At 51.7% G+C, this 15,814-nt stretch carries 12 protein-coding genes and 1 tRNA gene; 9 read left to right on the top strand and 4 right to left on the bottom strand.

What is annotated here, in order from left to right; translation table 11 throughout:
• Window positions 1-3: 3 nt before the first annotated feature.
• Window positions 4-3,966, bottom strand: coding sequence for a trifunctional transcriptional regulator/proline dehydrogenase/L-glutamate gamma-semialdehyde dehydrogenase (gene putA / locus LG381_RS18020; RefSeq protein WP_225762723.1), 3,963 nt, complete (start codon window positions 3,964-3,966; stop codon window positions 4-6).
• A gap of 421 nt (window positions 3,967-4,387) precedes the next feature.
• Between putA and putP the strand changes: the two genes are divergently transcribed.
• The 5 genes from putP (at window position 4,388) to phoH (ending at window position 11,040) form a co-directional block, all read left to right on the top strand.
• Window positions 4,388-5,896, top strand: a complete 1,509-nt coding sequence (gene putP, locus LG381_RS18015) for a sodium/proline symporter PutP (protein WP_001018481.1) — start codon at window positions 4,388-4,390, stop codon at window positions 5,894-5,896.
• A 219-nt stretch (window positions 5,897-6,115) separates the two neighbouring features.
• The gene (gene efeU, locus LG381_RS18010) at window positions 6,116-6,946 is read left to right on the top strand and encodes an iron uptake transporter permease EfeU (protein WP_000497943.1); all 831 of its coding nucleotides are present in this window, start codon (window positions 6,116-6,118) and stop codon (window positions 6,944-6,946) included.
• Window positions 6,947-7,003: 57 nt separating this feature from the next.
• The gene (gene efeO / locus LG381_RS18005) at window positions 7,004-8,131 is read left to right on the top strand and encodes an iron uptake system protein EfeO (protein WP_225762722.1); all 1,128 of its coding nucleotides are present in this window, start codon (window positions 7,004-7,006) and stop codon (window positions 8,129-8,131) included.
• A gap of 5 nt (window positions 8,132-8,136) precedes the next feature.
• Window positions 8,137-9,408, top strand: a complete 1,272-nt coding sequence (gene efeB, locus LG381_RS18000) for an iron uptake transporter deferrochelatase/peroxidase subunit (protein ID WP_225762721.1) — start codon at window positions 8,137-8,139, stop codon at window positions 9,406-9,408.
• A gap of 843 nt (window positions 9,409-10,251) precedes the next feature.
• Window positions 10,252-11,040 (top strand): phosphate starvation-inducible protein PhoH, encoded by a 789-nt coding sequence (phoH, locus tag LG381_RS17995; RefSeq protein ID WP_000533536.1) that lies wholly within the window; start codon window positions 10,252-10,254, stop codon window positions 11,038-11,040.
• Between the two features lie 195 nt (window positions 11,041-11,235).
• Here phoH and LG381_RS17990 read toward each other — a convergent pair.
• Window positions 11,236-11,323: transfer RNA gene (locus LG381_RS17990), tRNA-Ser, on the bottom strand.
• Window positions 11,324-11,556: 233 nt separating this feature from the next.
• Between LG381_RS17990 and ghrA the strand changes: the two genes are divergently transcribed.
• The 4 genes from ghrA (at window position 11,557) to LG381_RS17970 (ending at window position 14,458) form a co-directional block, all read left to right on the top strand.
• The gene (gene ghrA, locus LG381_RS17985; protein ID WP_032225447.1) at window positions 11,557-12,495 is read left to right on the top strand and encodes a glyoxylate/hydroxypyruvate reductase GhrA; all 939 of its coding nucleotides are present in this window, start codon (window positions 11,557-11,559) and stop codon (window positions 12,493-12,495) included.
• Window positions 12,496-12,549: 54 nt separating this feature from the next.
• Window positions 12,550-13,287: a phosphatase gene (locus tag LG381_RS17980; RefSeq protein WP_000283652.1), complete on the top strand. Its 738-nt coding sequence runs from the start codon at window positions 12,550-12,552 to the stop codon at window positions 13,285-13,287.
• A 23-nt stretch (window positions 13,288-13,310) separates the two neighbouring features.
• On the top strand, window positions 13,311-13,865 hold the full coding sequence (gene ycdY, locus LG381_RS17975) for a molecular chaperone YcdY (protein ID WP_001001898.1): 555 nt from the start codon (window positions 13,311-13,313) through the stop codon (window positions 13,863-13,865).
• Between the two features lie 101 nt (window positions 13,866-13,966).
• Complete coding sequence (locus LG381_RS17970; protein ID WP_222679738.1) at window positions 13,967-14,458, top strand: DUF1097 domain-containing protein; 492 nt, start codon at window positions 13,967-13,969, stop codon at window positions 14,456-14,458.
• A gap of 62 nt (window positions 14,459-14,520) precedes the next feature.
• On the opposite strand, the gene csgG is transcribed toward LG381_RS17970, so the two are convergent.
• Window positions 14,521-15,354, bottom strand: a complete 834-nt coding sequence (csgG, locus tag LG381_RS17965; protein WP_001189336.1) for a curli production assembly/transport protein CsgG — start codon at window positions 15,352-15,354, stop codon at window positions 14,521-14,523.
• Window positions 15,355-15,380: 26 nt separating this feature from the next.
• Window positions 15,381-15,797, bottom strand: a complete 417-nt coding sequence (gene csgF, locus LG381_RS17960; protein ID WP_001264078.1) for a curli production assembly/transport protein CsgF — start codon at window positions 15,795-15,797, stop codon at window positions 15,381-15,383.
• Between the last annotated feature and the right edge of the window lie 17 nt (window positions 15,798-15,814).

Below are 15,814 nucleotides of genomic sequence, written 5' to 3'. Positions count from 1 at the left end.
TGTTTAACCGATCGTCATTAAACTGGCGTTACCGCCAGCGGCAGCGGTATTCACACTCAGCGAACGTTCGATATACAGCCGTTCCAGCAGGATATTGCTTTCGCCACGGGCAAAACCTTGCACCGAAACAATTGCGCCATCCCGCGCGGCAACCGCTTCACACAGTGCACGAAGCTGATCCGAATCACCGTGGAAGATCACCGCATCAAACGGTTGAGCGGTTATATTTTCCGCTTTCGCCAGTTGAATACGTTCGCTGACTGCCGATGGCAATGCCTTCACTAACTGACGATGCAGCGCGTCATCCGGCCACAGTACCTGGCTGCCCACCGCCAGCACGGCGGCGAGCTGAGTCAGCGCATCCTGTTCATCATCGGCAATACACAACACGCGCTCACGCGGCAGCAGCGTCCAGGTGTTGCGTTCACCCGTCGGCCCCGGCAGCAATCGTTGTGTTCCTGCCTGCGCCAGCTCACCATATTGCGCACATAACGTCTGCAATTCTGCCCGGTTTGCCGCCCATTCCCGCAGTGCATTCAGTGGCTGAGTCAATGCGGCTTTCAACTGTGCATCGACCGGATACTCTGCATCCTGACGCGCGAGTGTCACTGCCAGCGCGCTTTCCGGGCGATTCGCCAGCAGACGGTAGAGATAGAGCGGACCGCCTGCTTTCGGACCTGTACCGGACAACCCTTCGCCGCCGAACGGCTGCACACCAACCACCGCACCAACCATATTGCGATTAACATACAAATTACCGACATGCGCCGAGCCAGTGACCTGGGCAATGGTTTCATCAATACGCGTATGGACGCCGAGCGTCAGACCATAACCGGAAGCGTTAATCTGCTCGATCAGCTCCGGCAATTGATTACGGTTGTAGCGCACCACATGCAGCACCGGACCAAAGACCTCTTTTTGCAATTCGGCAAAGTCATCCAGTTCGATCAGCGTCGGAGCAACAAAAGTGCCGCTTTGCCATTCACGGGCATCTTCGCTGTTTTCCCGCACCGCCTGGAACACCGGACGGCCTTTGCTGCGCATGGTCTGAATATGACGCTCAATATTGGTTTTCGCTTCGCTATCAATTACCGGCCCGATATCGGTGGTCAGGCGACCCGGATTACCCATTCGGCACTCAGCCATTGCGCCGCGCAGCATTTTCAGCGTGTGGTCGGCAATCTCATCTTGCAGGCACAGTACACGCAGCGCCGAACAACGCTGACCTGCACTGTCGAACGCCGAAGCCAGTACATCCACGACGACCTGTTCGGTCAGTGCTGAAGAATCGACAATCATCGCGTTCATGCCGCCGGTTTCAGCAATGAGCGGAATGGGGCGACCCTGAGCGTCCAGGCGGCTGGCGATATTGCGTTGCAGTAACGTGGCGACTTCGGTTGAACCGGTAAACATCACCCCGCGCACGCGATCATCCCCCGTCAGTTGCGCACCTACGGTTTCACCCTGACCTGGCAGCAACTGCACTACGCCTGGCGGTACACCCGCTTCCAGCAAAATGGCGATCCCTTGCGCGGCAATCAGCGGCGTTTGTTCTGCCGGTTTTGCCAGTACGCTGTTACCTGCCGCCAGTGCGGCAGCGATCTGCCCGGTGAAAATCGCCAGCGGGAAGTTCCACGGGCTGATACACACCACAGGCCCTAATGGACGGTGGGTTTCGTTAGCGAAATCATCCCGCACCTGTCCCGCGTAATAGTGGAGAAAATCGACGGCTTCACGCACTTCGGCGATGGCGTTACTGAAGGTTTTTCCGGCTTCACGCACCAGAATACCAATCAGTTGCTGCATCTGGCTTTCCATCAGCACGGCAGCGCGATGCAATATCGCCGCACGTTCAGCCGGAGGAGTGGCAAACCAGATTGGCGCGTTATTGACAGCATTTTCCAGTGCCTGTTCCACTTCACGCGGCGTGGCTTCACGCACATAGCCCACAATATCTTTCGGTTCCGCAGGGTTAATAACGGGTGATATTTCACCTGTCGAAACCGGCTGTTCCAGCATTGGCAGGGCCTGCCATTTTTGCAGTGCACTATTGAGCAGGGCAGAGGAGAGCGATGCCAGACGATGTTCATTGGCAAGATCTAATCCTGCCGAGTTATCGCGCCCCTGACCGTAAAGATCGCGCGGCAGGGGAATTTTCGGATGCGGTAAGCCTGTTTGCCCTTCCTGTTGCGCAATTTTTTCTACAGCCGCGACCGGATCTGCAACCAGTTCATCCAGTGGCAAAGAGGTGTCGGCAATACGGTTAACAAACGAGGTGTTGGCACCATTTTCCAGCAGGCGACGCACCAGATACGCCAGCAGCGTTTCATGTGTGCCGACAGGGGCATAAATACGACACGGACGATTAAGTTTACCGTCGGCGATTTTCCCGGTGACCTGCTCATACAGTGGCTCGCCCATACCATGCAGGCACTGGAACTCGTACTGACCCGGGTAGTAGTTTTGACCCGCCAGTTGATAAATTGCCGCCAGCGTATGGGCGTTGTGCGTCGCGAACTGCGGATAAATTAAATTCGGCACCGCCAGCAGCTTTTTCGCACAGGCGAGATAAGAAACGTCGGTATACACCTTACGGGTATAAACTGGATAACCTTCAAGGCCGTCCATTTGCGCACGCTTGATTTCACTGTCCCAGTACGCGCCTTTCACCAGGCGAATCATCAGACGGCGACGGCTGCGGGTGGCGAGATCAATCAGGTAATCGATCACCAACGGGCAGCGTTTTTGATAAGCCTGAATAACAAAACCGATGCCGTTCCAGCCTGCCAGTTCCGGCTCGAAACAGAGTTTATCCAACAGATCGAGGGAGATCTCCAGACGATCGGCCTCTTCGGCATCAATGTTAATACCAATATCGTACTGACGCGCCAGCAGGGTGAGTGATTTCAGACGTGGGTAAAGCTCTTCCATTACCCGGTCATACTGGGCGCGGCTATAACGCGGATGCAGCGCCGACAGTTTGATTGAAATGCCCGGCCCTTCATAGATGCCACGACCGTTAGACGCTTTACCAATGGCGTGAATCGCCTGCTGATAGGAAACCATATACGCCTGTGCATCTGCGGCGGTCAGCGCGGCTTCGCCCAGCATATCGTAAGAGTAACGGAAACCTTTCTCTTCCAGCTTGCGGGCATTGGCTAACGCTTCCGCGATGGTTTCGCCAGTGACGAACTGCTCGCCCATCAGGCGCATCGCCATATCCACACCTTTGCGGATCAGCGGTTCACCGCTCTTACCGATAATGCGGTTCAGCGAGCGGGAGAGGCTGGCTTCGTTATGGGTGGAAACCAGTTTGCCGGTAAACAGCAGCCCCCAGGTGGCGGCATTAACAAACAAAGACGGGCTACGACCAATATGTGACTGCCAGTTACCGTTGCTGATTTTGTCGCGAATTAACGCATCACGGGTGGCTTTGTCGGGAATACGCAATAACGCTTCTGCCAGACACATCAGCGCCACGCCTTCCTGCGATGACAGTGAAAACTCCTGTAATAGCCCCTGAACCATGCCTGCGCGACCACTGGCGTTTTTTTGATTACGCAGTTTATCTGCCAGTTGATATGCCAGTTTGTGCGCCTGTTCAGCAACCGGCTGCGGCAGACGAGCTTGTTCCAGCAGCATAGAAACCGCTTCGGTTTCCGGGCGGCGATAGGCAGCGGTGATGGCAGCACGGGAAACTGACTGCGGCAAAATTTGCTCGGCAAAGTCGAGGAATGGCTGGTGTGGTTCCTCTGCCGGAGTCGGTGCTTCATCGCTCTCATTGGCAGCGCCAGAAAGCAGCGCAGGCAGCTCCGGCAGGGTATCGCTGTTCTCCAGTTGTTCAAGATAAGAAAAAATCGCCTGCTTAATTAACCAGTGTGGCGTGCGATCGATACGTGTCGCGGCAGACTTAATACGCTCACGCGTCGCGTCGTCCAGCTTAACCCCCATGGTGGTGGTTCCCATGCCATTACTCCTGTTGTTCTGAAAGGTGCAACTTAACGTTATCGTGAAATATCTATTATGTTGCAACTTTGTGCAACCATGTTAAATGTGACTTACGTAGCAAGCTTAAAAATGAATTAAATGTTAATAAAAGAAATCGATATGACAGGGAATAAAAAAATAACGCAGACTTTTTCTCTGCGGCAGTTAACATTTTTGACAGGTGCAACCGCAAAAAATGTGAGGGAGTGCAACCTGATGAAAAATAGTATCGCTGGGCACTAAAATTTAATGTAAATGATGTGTTAAATCGATTGTGAATAACCAACGCTTCCGGCAGGATACGGTCGCCCTGGTAAACATAAACTCTGTTACCCCGTTCCGGTGGCAGATATAACGGCAAGTTTCGACATTGCCGATAATAATTTTTTGGAGACTTTAGATGGCTATTAGCACACCGATGTTGGTGACATTTTGTGTCTATATCTTTGGCATGATATTGATTGGGTTTATCGCCTGGCGATCGACTAAAAACTTTGACGACTATATTCTGGGCGGTCGCAGCCTTGGGCCGTTTGTGACGGCGTTATCGGCGGGTGCGTCGGATATGAGCGGCTGGCTGTTAATGGGATTGCCAGGCGCAGTCTTTCTTTCCGGGATTTCTGAAAGCTGGATCGCTATTGGCCTGACATTAGGCGCATGGATTAACTGGAAGCTGGTGGCCGGGCGGTTGCGTGTGCATACCGAATACAACAATAACGCCTTAACCTTGCCGGATTATTTCACCGGGCGCTTTGAAGATAAAAGCCGTATTTTGCGCATTATCTCCGCGCTGGTTATTTTGCTGTTCTTCACCATTTATTGCGCTTCGGGCATTGTGGCAGGCGCGCGTCTGTTTGAAAGCACCTTTGGCATGAGCTACGAAACGGCTCTGTGGGCAGGTGCAGCGGCGACCATCCTTTATACCTTTATTGGTGGGTTCCTCGCGGTGAGCTGGACCGATACCGTACAGGCCAGTCTGATGATTTTTGCCCTGATCCTGACGCCGGTTATTGTCATTATCAGCGTCGGTGGATTTGGCGACTCGCTGGAAGTGATCAAACAAAAGAGCATCGAAAACGTTGATATGCTCAAAGGGCTGAACTTTGTCGCTATTATCTCGCTGATGGGCTGGGGGCTTGGTTACTTCGGGCAGCCGCACATCCTGGCGCGTTTTATGGCGGCAGATTCTCACCACAGCATTGTCCATGCGCGTCGTATCAGTATGACCTGGATGATCCTCTGCCTGGCAGGGGCGGTGGCTGTCGGCTTCTTTGGGATTGCTTACTTTAATGATCATCCGGCGGTAGCAGGTGCGGTAAATCAGAATGCCGAGCGCGTGTTTATCGAACTGGCGCAAATTCTGTTTAACCCGTGGATTGCCGGGATCCTGCTGTCGGCGATTCTGGCTGCGGTGATGTCAACGTTAAGCTGCCAGCTGCTGGTATGTTCCAGTGCGATTACCGAAGATCTGTACAAAGCGTTTCTGCGTAAACATGCCAGCCAGAAAGAACTGGTGTGGGTAGGGCGTGTGATGGTGCTGGTGGTGGCGCTGGTGGCCATTGCGCTGGCGGCAAACCCGGAAAACCGCGTGCTGGGGCTGGTGAGCTATGCATGGGCAGGTTTTGGCGCGGCGTTTGGTCCGGTGGTACTGTTCTCGGTGATGTGGTCACGCATGACGCGCAACGGCGCACTGGCGGGAATGATCATCGGTGCGCTCACGGTTATCGTCTGGAAACAGTTCGGCTGGCTGGGTCTGTACGAAATTATTCCGGGCTTTATCTTCGGCAGTATCGGGATTGTGGTGTTCAGTTTGCTGGGTAAAGCGCCGTCAGCGGCGATGCAAAAACGTTTTGCTGAAGCAGATGCGCATTATCATTCGGCGCCGCCGTCACGGTTGCAGGAAGGTTAAGGGAAGGCGTTTTACCGAAAACCCCACGTCATAATGGGAAGCAGACAGTGGGCAATCAGTGATTGCCCTCTGTGTTTTCTCTCAAAATATTTTTACATTTCCTCATCATTATCACTACATTCCGCTTGTGTTTTTCTCCGCCGTAATGATAATCGCTATCACTGCGATTTACTTTTCTTTGCATAGATTGACTCAGAAAAACGTTTAAGGGTGGGTGGCATGTTTGTTCCGTTTCTCATTATGTTGCGCGAAGGACTTGAAGCCGCGCTGATTGTCAGTTTGATTGCCAGCTATCTTAAGCGTACCCAGCGAGGCCGATGGATTGGTGTGATGTGGATTGGCGTGTTGCTTGCCGCTGCGTTGTGCCTGGGGTTGGGTATCTTCATTAATGAAACTACCGGCGAATTTCCGCAAAAAGAACAGGAACTGTTCGAAGGTATCGTGGCGGTGATCGCCGTGGTGATCCTTACCTGGATGGTTTTCTGGATGCGCAAAGTGTCGCGCAACGTCAAAGTGCAACTGGAGCAGGCGGTCGATAGCGCATTGCAGCGCGGAAATCATCACGGCTGGGCGCTGGTGATGATGGTCTTTTTTGCCGTTGCAAGGGAAGGGCTGGAGTCGGTCTTTTTCCTGCTGGCGGCATTTCAACAAGATGTCGGGATCTGGCCGCCGCTCGGCGCAATGCTTGGCCTCGCCACTGCCGTGGTGCTTGGTTTCCTGCTCTACTGGGGCGGTATTCGCCTCAATCTTGGCGCATTTTTCAAATGGACCAGCCTGTTTATTCTCTTCGTCGCCGCAGGGCTGGCAGCAGGTGCCATTCGCGCATTTCATGAAGCCGGATTATGGAACCACTTTCAGGAAATTGCCTTCGATATGAGCGCGGTGCTCTCAACTCACTCGCTGTTCGGCACGCTGATGGAAGGTATTTTTGGTTATCAGGAAGCGCCGAGCGTCAGCGAAGTCGCCGTCTGGTTTATTTATCTCATCCCGGCGCTGGTGGCGTTTGCTCTGCCGCCACGTGCAGGAACGACAGCGTCTCGCTCCGCGTAACAAATACGACGCAAACTCTTGCTTAGTTACAACATACTCTAAAGGGATAGTCTCGTCATGACCATTAACTTCCGTCGTAGCGCACTGCAATTAAGCGTGGCTGCGCTGTTCTCTTCTGCTTTTATTGCTAACGCCGCCGATATTCCGCAAGTCAAAGTGACCGTGACGGATAAGCAGTGCGAACCAATGACTATTACGGTTAACGCCGGGAAAACGCAGTTTATCATTCAGAACCACAGCCAGAAGGCGCTGGAGTGGGAGATCCTCAAAGGCGTGATGGTGGTGGAAGAGCGGGAAAATATCGCCCCTGGTTTTAGCCAGAAAATGACGGCGAATTTACAGCCTGGTGAATACGATATGACCTGCGGTCTGCTGACTAACCCGAAAGGGAAGTTGATCGTCAAAGGCGAGGCGACAGCGGATGCGGCGCAAAGTGATGCACTGTTAAGCCTCGGCGGTGCAATTACCGCATATAAGGCGTATGTCATGGCGGAAACCACGCAGCTGGTGACCGACACTAAAGCCTTTACCGACGCCATTAAAGCGGGCGATATCGAAAAAGCGAAAGCACTGTATGCACCGACGCGCCAGCACTATGAGCGCATTGAACCGATCGCTGAACTGTTCTCCGATCTGGATGGCAGCATTGACGCCCGTGAGGATGATTACGAGCAAAAAGCCGCCGACCCAAAATTCACCGGTTTCCACCGTCTGGAAAAAGCCTTGTTTGGCGACAACACCACCAAAGGAATGGATCAGTACGCTGACCAGCTTTATACCGATGTGGTTGATTTGCATAAACGCATCAGTGAACTGGCTTTCCCACCTTCAAAAGTGGTCGGCGGCGCAGCGGGACTGATTGAGGAAGTGGCAGCCAGCAAAATTAGCGGTGAAGAAGATCGCTACAGCCACACCGATCTGTGGGATTTCCAGGCTAACGTTGAAGGCTCGCAGAAAATTGTCGATCTGCTGCGTCCACAACTGCAAAAAGCCAACCCGGAACTGCTGGCAAAAGTCGATGCCAACTTTAAAAAGGTCGATACCATTCTGGCGAAATACCGTACTAAAGACGGTTTTGAAACCTACGATAAATTGACCGATGCCGACCGGAACGCGCTGAAAGGGCCGATTACTGCGCTGGCGGAAGATCTGGCGCAACTTCGCGGTGTGCTGGGACTGGATTAAGCGTTATGCAGTATGAAGATGAAAACGGCGTGAATGAACCGTCACGCCGACGTTTACTGAAAGGGATTGGTGCACTGGCGCTGGCGGGAAGTTGTCCGGTCGCTCATGCACAAAAACCGCAAAGTGCACCGGGCACGCTTTCACCGGATGCACGCAATGAGAAACAGCCGTTTTATGGTGAGCATCAGGCAGGGATCCTGACGCCACAACAGGCCGCAATGATGCTGGTGGCGTTTGATGTGCTTGCCAGCGATAAACCCGATCTTGAACGGTTGTTTCGCTTGTTGACTCAGCGTTTTGCTTTTCTGACTCAGGGCGGAGCGGCACCAGAAACGCCAAATCCGCGCCTGCCGCCACTCGATTCCGGCATTCTCGGCGGCTACATTGCGCCCGATAATCTCACCATCACGTTGTCTGTTGGTCACTCGTTGTTTGATGAGCGGTTTGGCCTTGCGCCACAGATGCCGAAAAAGTTGCAGAAGATGACGCGTTTCCCCAACGACTCGCTTGATGCAGCGTTATGTCATGGAGATGTGTTGCTACAGATTTGCGCCAACACCCAGGACACGGTGATCCATGCGCTGCGCGATATCATTAAACACACGCCGGATTTGCTCAGCGTGCGCTGGAAGCGGGAAGGGTTTATTTCCGATCATGCGGCGCGAAGTAAAGGCAAAGAGACGCCAATTAATTTGCTGGGCTTCAAAGACGGCACTGCTAATCCCGACAGCCATAATGCGAAGTTGATGCAAAAAGTGGTGTGGGTCACGGCAGATCAGCAGGAACCTGCCTGGACCATCGGCGGCAGCTACCAGGCGGTGCGGTTGATTCAGTTTCGGGTGGAGTTTTGGGACAGAACGCCACTGAAAGAACAGCAGACGATTTTTGGTCGTGATAAGCAAACCGGTGCTCCGCTGGGAATGCAGCACGAGCATGATGTGCCCGATTACGCCAGCGATCCTGAAGGTAAGGTGATTGCGCTGGACAGCCATATCCGGCTGGCGAATCCGCGCACGCCAGAGAGTGAGTCCAGCCTGATGTTGCGCCGTGGCTACAGTTATTCACTGGGCGTCACCAACTCCGGGCAACTGGATATGGGGTTACTGTTCGTTTGCTACCAACACGATCTGGAAAAGGGCTTTCTGACAGTACAAAAAAGACTGAATGGCGAGGCGCTGGAGGAATACGTCAAACCTATCGGTGGCGGTTATTTCTTTGCATTGCCAGGGGTGAAGGACACGAACGATTATCTCGGAAGCGCATTATTGCGGGTTTAATGTTTTTAGGCGGATAGGCGTTTACGCCGCATCCGACGTTCGTGCGCTGGTGCCTGATGCGATGCTTGCGCATCTTATCAGGCCTACAATCGGTGCCGGATCGGTAGGCAGGATAAGGCGTTTACGCCGCATCCGGCATTCGTGCGCTGGTGCCTGATGCGATGCTTGCGCATCTTATCAGGCCTACAATCGGTGCCGGATCGGTAGGCAGGATAAGGCGTTTACGCCGCATCCGGCATTCGTGCGCTGGTGCCTGATGCGACGCTTGCGCATCTTATCAGGCCTACAATCGGTGCCGGATCGGTAGGCAGGATAAGGCGTTTACGCCGCATCCGGCAAGCACAAGGCTCATTTTACCAGCAAACGCGAATCCTGCTGAAAGTACACAGCTTTTACCATCACTGTCATCACTCTGTCATCTTTCCAGTAGAAGCTAATGCCATCTAAATGGTGCTTTATGGTTAAATATAAGTAAATATATTGTTGCAACAAATGCGAAAACTGTTGTACTTATTAAGTAACAGCGGTAGTTCCCGGCAGTGATAGTCAGTCACTATGGAGATCGCGGATGGTAACGTCCTGTACTGGACAATGTTTTGTTAAGCAACGCTCCACCACTCGCGGAGATTTCTCCTCCGGTAGTCATCTCGTCACTCTGTATTTTTACCCACTTCCTTTCTTTATTCGTGTTACCGACGCCTTTAACGGTGCGCGTAGCCGTTTTCGGTGTTATTTCCAAAAGCAAACTATGGCTTACAAGGAAGCCAACCCTCTGATGTTCGTGCGCATAATCGCGCTGCCAACGGCGCGTGTGATGAATACAAACAACTCAAGGTGCTCTCCATGGGAAGACAAAAAGCAGTGATCAAAGCTCGTCGCGAGGCAAAACGTGTGCTGAGACGGGATTCGCGCAGCCATAAACAGCGTGAAGAAGAATCGGTCACCTCGCTTGTGCAGATGAGCGGCGTAGAAGCCATTGGCATGGCTCGCGACAGTCGCGATACCTCGCCAATCCTCGCGCGAAATGAAGCGCAATTGCACTATCTGAAGGCTATTGAGAGTAAGCAACTGATATTCGCCACGGGCGAAGCCGGGTGTGGTAAAACCTGGATCAGTGCGGCAAAAGCGGCAGAAGCCCTGATACATAAGGATGTCGACAGGATTATCGTCACCCGTCCTGTTCTGCAAGCCGATGAAGATCTTGGCTTCTTACCTGGAGATATTGCAGAAAAGTTTGCTCCTTATTTTCGTCCGGTCTACGACGTGCTGGTTCGGCGGTTGGGCGCTTCCTTTATGCAATACTGCCTGCGACCGGAGATAGGGAAGGTCGAAATCGCGCCGTTCGCCTATATGCGTGGACGTACATTTGAAAATGCGGTCGTCATTCTTGATGAGGCGCAGAATGTGACTGCCGCACAAATGAAAATGTTTTTAACCCGTCTGGGGGAGAACGTGACGGTTATTGTTAACGGAGATATTACACAGTGCGATTTACCTCGCGGTGTGCGCTCCGGCTTAAGTGACGCGCTGGAACGTTTCGAAGAAGATGAAATGGTCGGGATTGTCCGATTCGGTAAAGAGGATTGCGTACGTTCGGCACTTTGCCAACGTACGCTACATGCCTATAGTTGAGAGTTTTAATGGTACAAAGCCCTGGCGTGGAGTGCACCCCAAAAGTTGGACACCCAACTGAGTAAGGTGCAGTCCACTCACTGCGTTCGCGGACTGTCGCCAGTTGTCGAACCCCTGTCGGGGCTTCTCATCCCCCCGGTGCGTGCAATATGCGAAAAAAAAGCCCGTACTTACGTACGGGCTCTTCTTAAAAGATGGCGGTGAGGGGGGGATTCGAACCCCCGATACGTTGCCGTATACACACTTTCCAGGCGTGCTCCTTCAGCCACTCGGACACCTCACCAAATTGTCGTTCCTGTCTTGCTGGAACGGGCGCTAATTTAGGGAAATCACGGCCTGAGGTCAACAAACTTTTTTAAAAAATAGCGCGTTTATTCAAACTTCAATCAATCTGCGCTTTTAGTAAGCAGAGTTTGCTTTTTTTGCCACCGGTAGTGGATTTGTTATGCTGAGGTGCTTTGTAGATCATAATGATAAGTGCGGGTAAATTCCGCACAACCGCTTTCGGGAGTCAGTATGGATATCATTTTTTATCATCCTGTGTTCGATACCGCCTGGTGGATTGATGCACTGGGTAAAGCTATTCCTCAGGCCAGAGTCAGAGCATGGAAAACCGGTGATAATCATCCTGCGGATTATGCTTTGGTCTGGCATCCGCCTGTTGAAATGTTGGCAGGTCGTGACCTTAAGGCCGTGTTCGCATTGGGTGCCGGTGTTGATTCGATTTTGAGTAAATTACAGACGTACCCTGAAATGCTGAAACCGTCTATTCCGCTTTTTCGTCTGGAAGATACCGGTATGGGCGAGCAAATGCAGGAATATGCTGTCAGTCAGGTGCTCCATTGGTTCAGACGTTTTGACGATTATCGAGCGCAGCAAAATGCTTCGCTTTGGCAACCTCTGCCTGAGTATCAACGGGAAGATTTTACTATCGGCATCCTGGGGGCTGGCGTATTAGGCAGTAAAGTCGCACAGAGCTTGCAGACCTGGCGTTTTCCGCTGCGTTGCTGGAGCCGTAGCCATAAAAGCTGGCCCGGTGTACAAAGTTTTGCCGGAACTGAAGAGTTGGGCAAATTTTTGAGTCAATGTCGTGTATTAATTAATCTGTTACCGAATACGCCTGAAACCGTCGGCATTATTAATCAACAATTATTAGAAAAATTACCGGATGGCGCATATCTCCTCAACCTGGCGCGTGGCGTTCATGTGGTAGAAGATGACCTGCTTGCGGCGCTGGATAGCGGTAAAGTTAAAGCGGCGATGCTGGATGTTTTTAATCGTGAACCTTTACCGCCTGAAAGTCCGCTCTGGCAACATCCACGCGTGACAATAACACCACATGTTGCAGCCATTACCCGACCCGTTGAAGCGGTGGAGTACATTGCTCGCGCCATTACACAACTCGAAAAAGGGAAGACGGTCAGCGGACAAGTCGACCGTGTACGAGGCTACTAATAAACCATACGGATTCCTGCTATCCTTGGCGGGAATTGAATACAGGAGAGAGTTATGTATCCCGTCGACCTTCATATGCATACCGTTGCCAGTACACATGCATATAGCACATTAAGTGATTACATTGCCCAGGCCAAACAGAAAGGCATTAAACTTTTTGCGATCACCGATCATGGCCCTGATATGGAAGATGCACCGCATCACTGGCACTTCATTAATATGCGTATCTGGCCGCGAGTCGTCGATGGGGTGGGGATCCTGCGTGGCATCGAAGCCAATATCAAAAATATTGATGGTGAAATTGATTGCAGCGGCAAAATGTTTGACTCGCTGGATCTGATCATTGCTGGTTTTCATGAACCGGTTTTTGCGCCGCATGATGAAGCTACGAATACTCAGGCCATGATTGCCGCGATGGCGAGTGGGCATGTGCACGTGGTTAGCCATCCCGGAAATCCACGATATCCAATTGATTTTAAAGCTGTTGCTGAAGCTGCTGCTAAGTATCAGGTGGCGCTGGAAATCAATAACTCCTCATTCTTACATTCGCGTAAGGGCAGTGAAGATAACTGCCGTGCGGTTGCCGCTGCGGTGCGCGATGCCGGAGGTTGGGTCGCGTTAGGATCGGATTCTCATACCGCTTTTACCATGGGCGATTTTGAAGAATGCCGTAAGATCCTCGACGCAGTGGATTTTCCGGAAGAGAGAATATTGAATGTTTCGCCACGCCGTTTGCTGAATTTCCTTGAATCTCGCGGCATGGCGCCGATTGCGGAATTTGCTGATCTTTAATTGCTATTAACGGAAATAAATTAATGAACGAGTTTTCTATCCTGTGTCGTGTGCTGGGTTCGCTCTATTACCGTCAACCGCAGGATCCTTTACTGGTTCCGCTGTTTACCTTAATTCGTGAAGGGAAACTGGCGGCGAACTGGCCGCTGGAACAGGATGAATTGCTGGCGCGTTTGCAGAAAAGCTGTGATATGGCGCAAGTTTCTGCCGATTACAATGCATTATTCGTCGGTGATGAATGCGCAGTTTCACCTTATCGCAGCACCTGGGTTGAGGGCGCCACAGAAACAGAAGTCCGTACTTTCCTTTCCGAACGCGGTATGCCGTTAGCGGATACGCCAGCCGATCACATTGGTACTTTGCTGCTGGCCGCTTCCTGGCTGGAAGATCAGTCAACAGAGGATGAAAGCGAAGCTCTGGAAACACTGTTTAGCGAGTATCTGTTGCCCTGGTGCGGCGCATTTCTCGGTAAAGTTGAGGCTCATGCGACTACACCGTTCTGGCGCACCATGGCACCGCTAACCCGCGATGCAATCAGCGCAATGTGGGATGAACTTGAGGAAGAATCAGAGGAATAAATGTGATCGGAATCACTCATTACTGCAATCTATATATAGCTGTTGCATAAAATGTGTGCTCGATCTCATTCATAGTCGCGTTTTCTGCTATTATGCGCGGCATGAACATACTTCTCTCTATTGCAATCACAACAGGCATTCTCTCCGGTATCTGGGGCTGGGTAGCTGTTTCCCTTGGCTTACTTAGCTGGGCAGGTTTCCTGGGCTGTACGGCCTACTTTGCCTGTCCGCAAGGTGGGCTAAAAGGGCTGGCTATTTCCGCTGCAACACTGCTTAGCGGCGTGGTGTGGGCGATGGTTATTATTTACGGCAGTGCTCTGGCATCACATCTGGAAATTCTCGGTTATGTCATAACCGGTATTGTCGCTTTTCTGATGTGTATTCAGGCGAAACAGGTATTGTTGTCGTTTGTTCCGGGGACGTTTATTGGCGCATGTGCGACGTTTGCCGGGCAAGGGAACTGGAAGCTGGTGCTACCTTCGCTGGCGCTTGGGCTGGTGTTTGGTTACGCAATGAAAAACAGCGGTCTTTGGCTGGCGGCGCGCAGTGCTAAGTCCGCTCACCGTGAGCAACAAGTCAAAAATAAAGCGTGAGGAGCACTCACGCTTTAGATTGAATCGTAAAGGGCCGGAATAAACTCCGGCTTTTTTATGTATCAGGATTCCGGTGGTACTGATAAGTGACGGTATTTCACCAGAATGTCATTCTGCCGCTCTGATTTATTCTGTAAATCCCACAAGCCACGGTCGATGCCGTCGTTAATCAGGAAGATAACGCCTGTTTCGATGGCGGACATTAGACAGAGCATAACCGGTTCGTTAGAGGTATAACCCACTTCCCCTTCCAGTAACCGCTGGTAGTCAATAAAGCGGAAGACACCCGCCTGGACTTCATAGGAAAGGATCGTCTTACTGGTGTTCACCGAAGAGAGGATCTCACCGGTACTTACATTGACGACGCGCAGGTTCACGGCAATCTGATCAAGTTGGTATTGCGTATCTGCACCAATACCAAAATATCTCGCCCCAACACCGCCCGATTTGACGTTGCTTTCATAACCAATAATAGAGCCTTCAACCATGATATTGGCTGCGGTCAACGATTGAAGCGGGATTCGGTTGTTTACCGCGACAGTGCCGTTTTCCTGTGCCGCACGAATAATCTTGCGTTCGTTGAGCAGGTTTTGTAAGCCCTGACGTTCCAGCGGTATAAACCAGCGAGAATCTTTCAATGCCGTGACCAGCATCGCAGTGGCGCTTTGCGGAACAGCAGTGGAGAAGTTACTCGCCGGGTAGGGTTTAAATTGCCCGGTTTCGTCCTGAATGTTGTATACCGAAACAAAGATCTTACCCGTTGGCGCTGGCAGGTGGGTCAAATCTTTGTAGCTCTGGGCACGAGGCATTAATGTCGGTCTGGCGGCTTCTTTAGGTGGGGCGGTTAAGCATCCGCTCAGCAACATGACGGCAACCAAAACAAATAAGCGCTGCATGATTATTTTCCTTATGAAGCTGGGGCTTAAAAATCGGTTGAGTTATTTTGTAAACCCGAAACCTGGATGGTCGAGGTTTGTCCTGTCTTGCGATCCGTCACATTCAACTGCAATTGACCATCGCGGTTGGCAATATCAACAATATATTCATTGGTCACCATTCTCCCTGGCTGACCCGTGTTAATATTCGACAACAGTCCACCTAAAATTTGGGACTGAATGGCCTGAGTAAAGTTATCTAACGCCGATGGCGTTTCAATACCAAAGTCATCGTCATAGCTCGGATCTTTATACGAGTTCTGCGCCTGGGCACTATTTAATAAAAAAGCGCCGTTATTCGGGTTACCACCAAAGTTTGGATTGCGGAACTGGAAAGTCATATTTCCTGCCCAACTTAATGGTGAAATAAGCATGAGTAGAACTACTGCATGTTTGACACGCATTGCAGCCTCCGAACAAT

Source organism: Escherichia sp. Marseille-Q3837 (assembly GCF_916618735.1).
GTDB classification, from domain to species: Bacteria; Pseudomonadota; Gammaproteobacteria; order Enterobacterales; family Enterobacteriaceae; genus Escherichia; species Escherichia ruysiae.
This window is presented reverse-complemented; position numbering and strand designations above follow the sequence as displayed.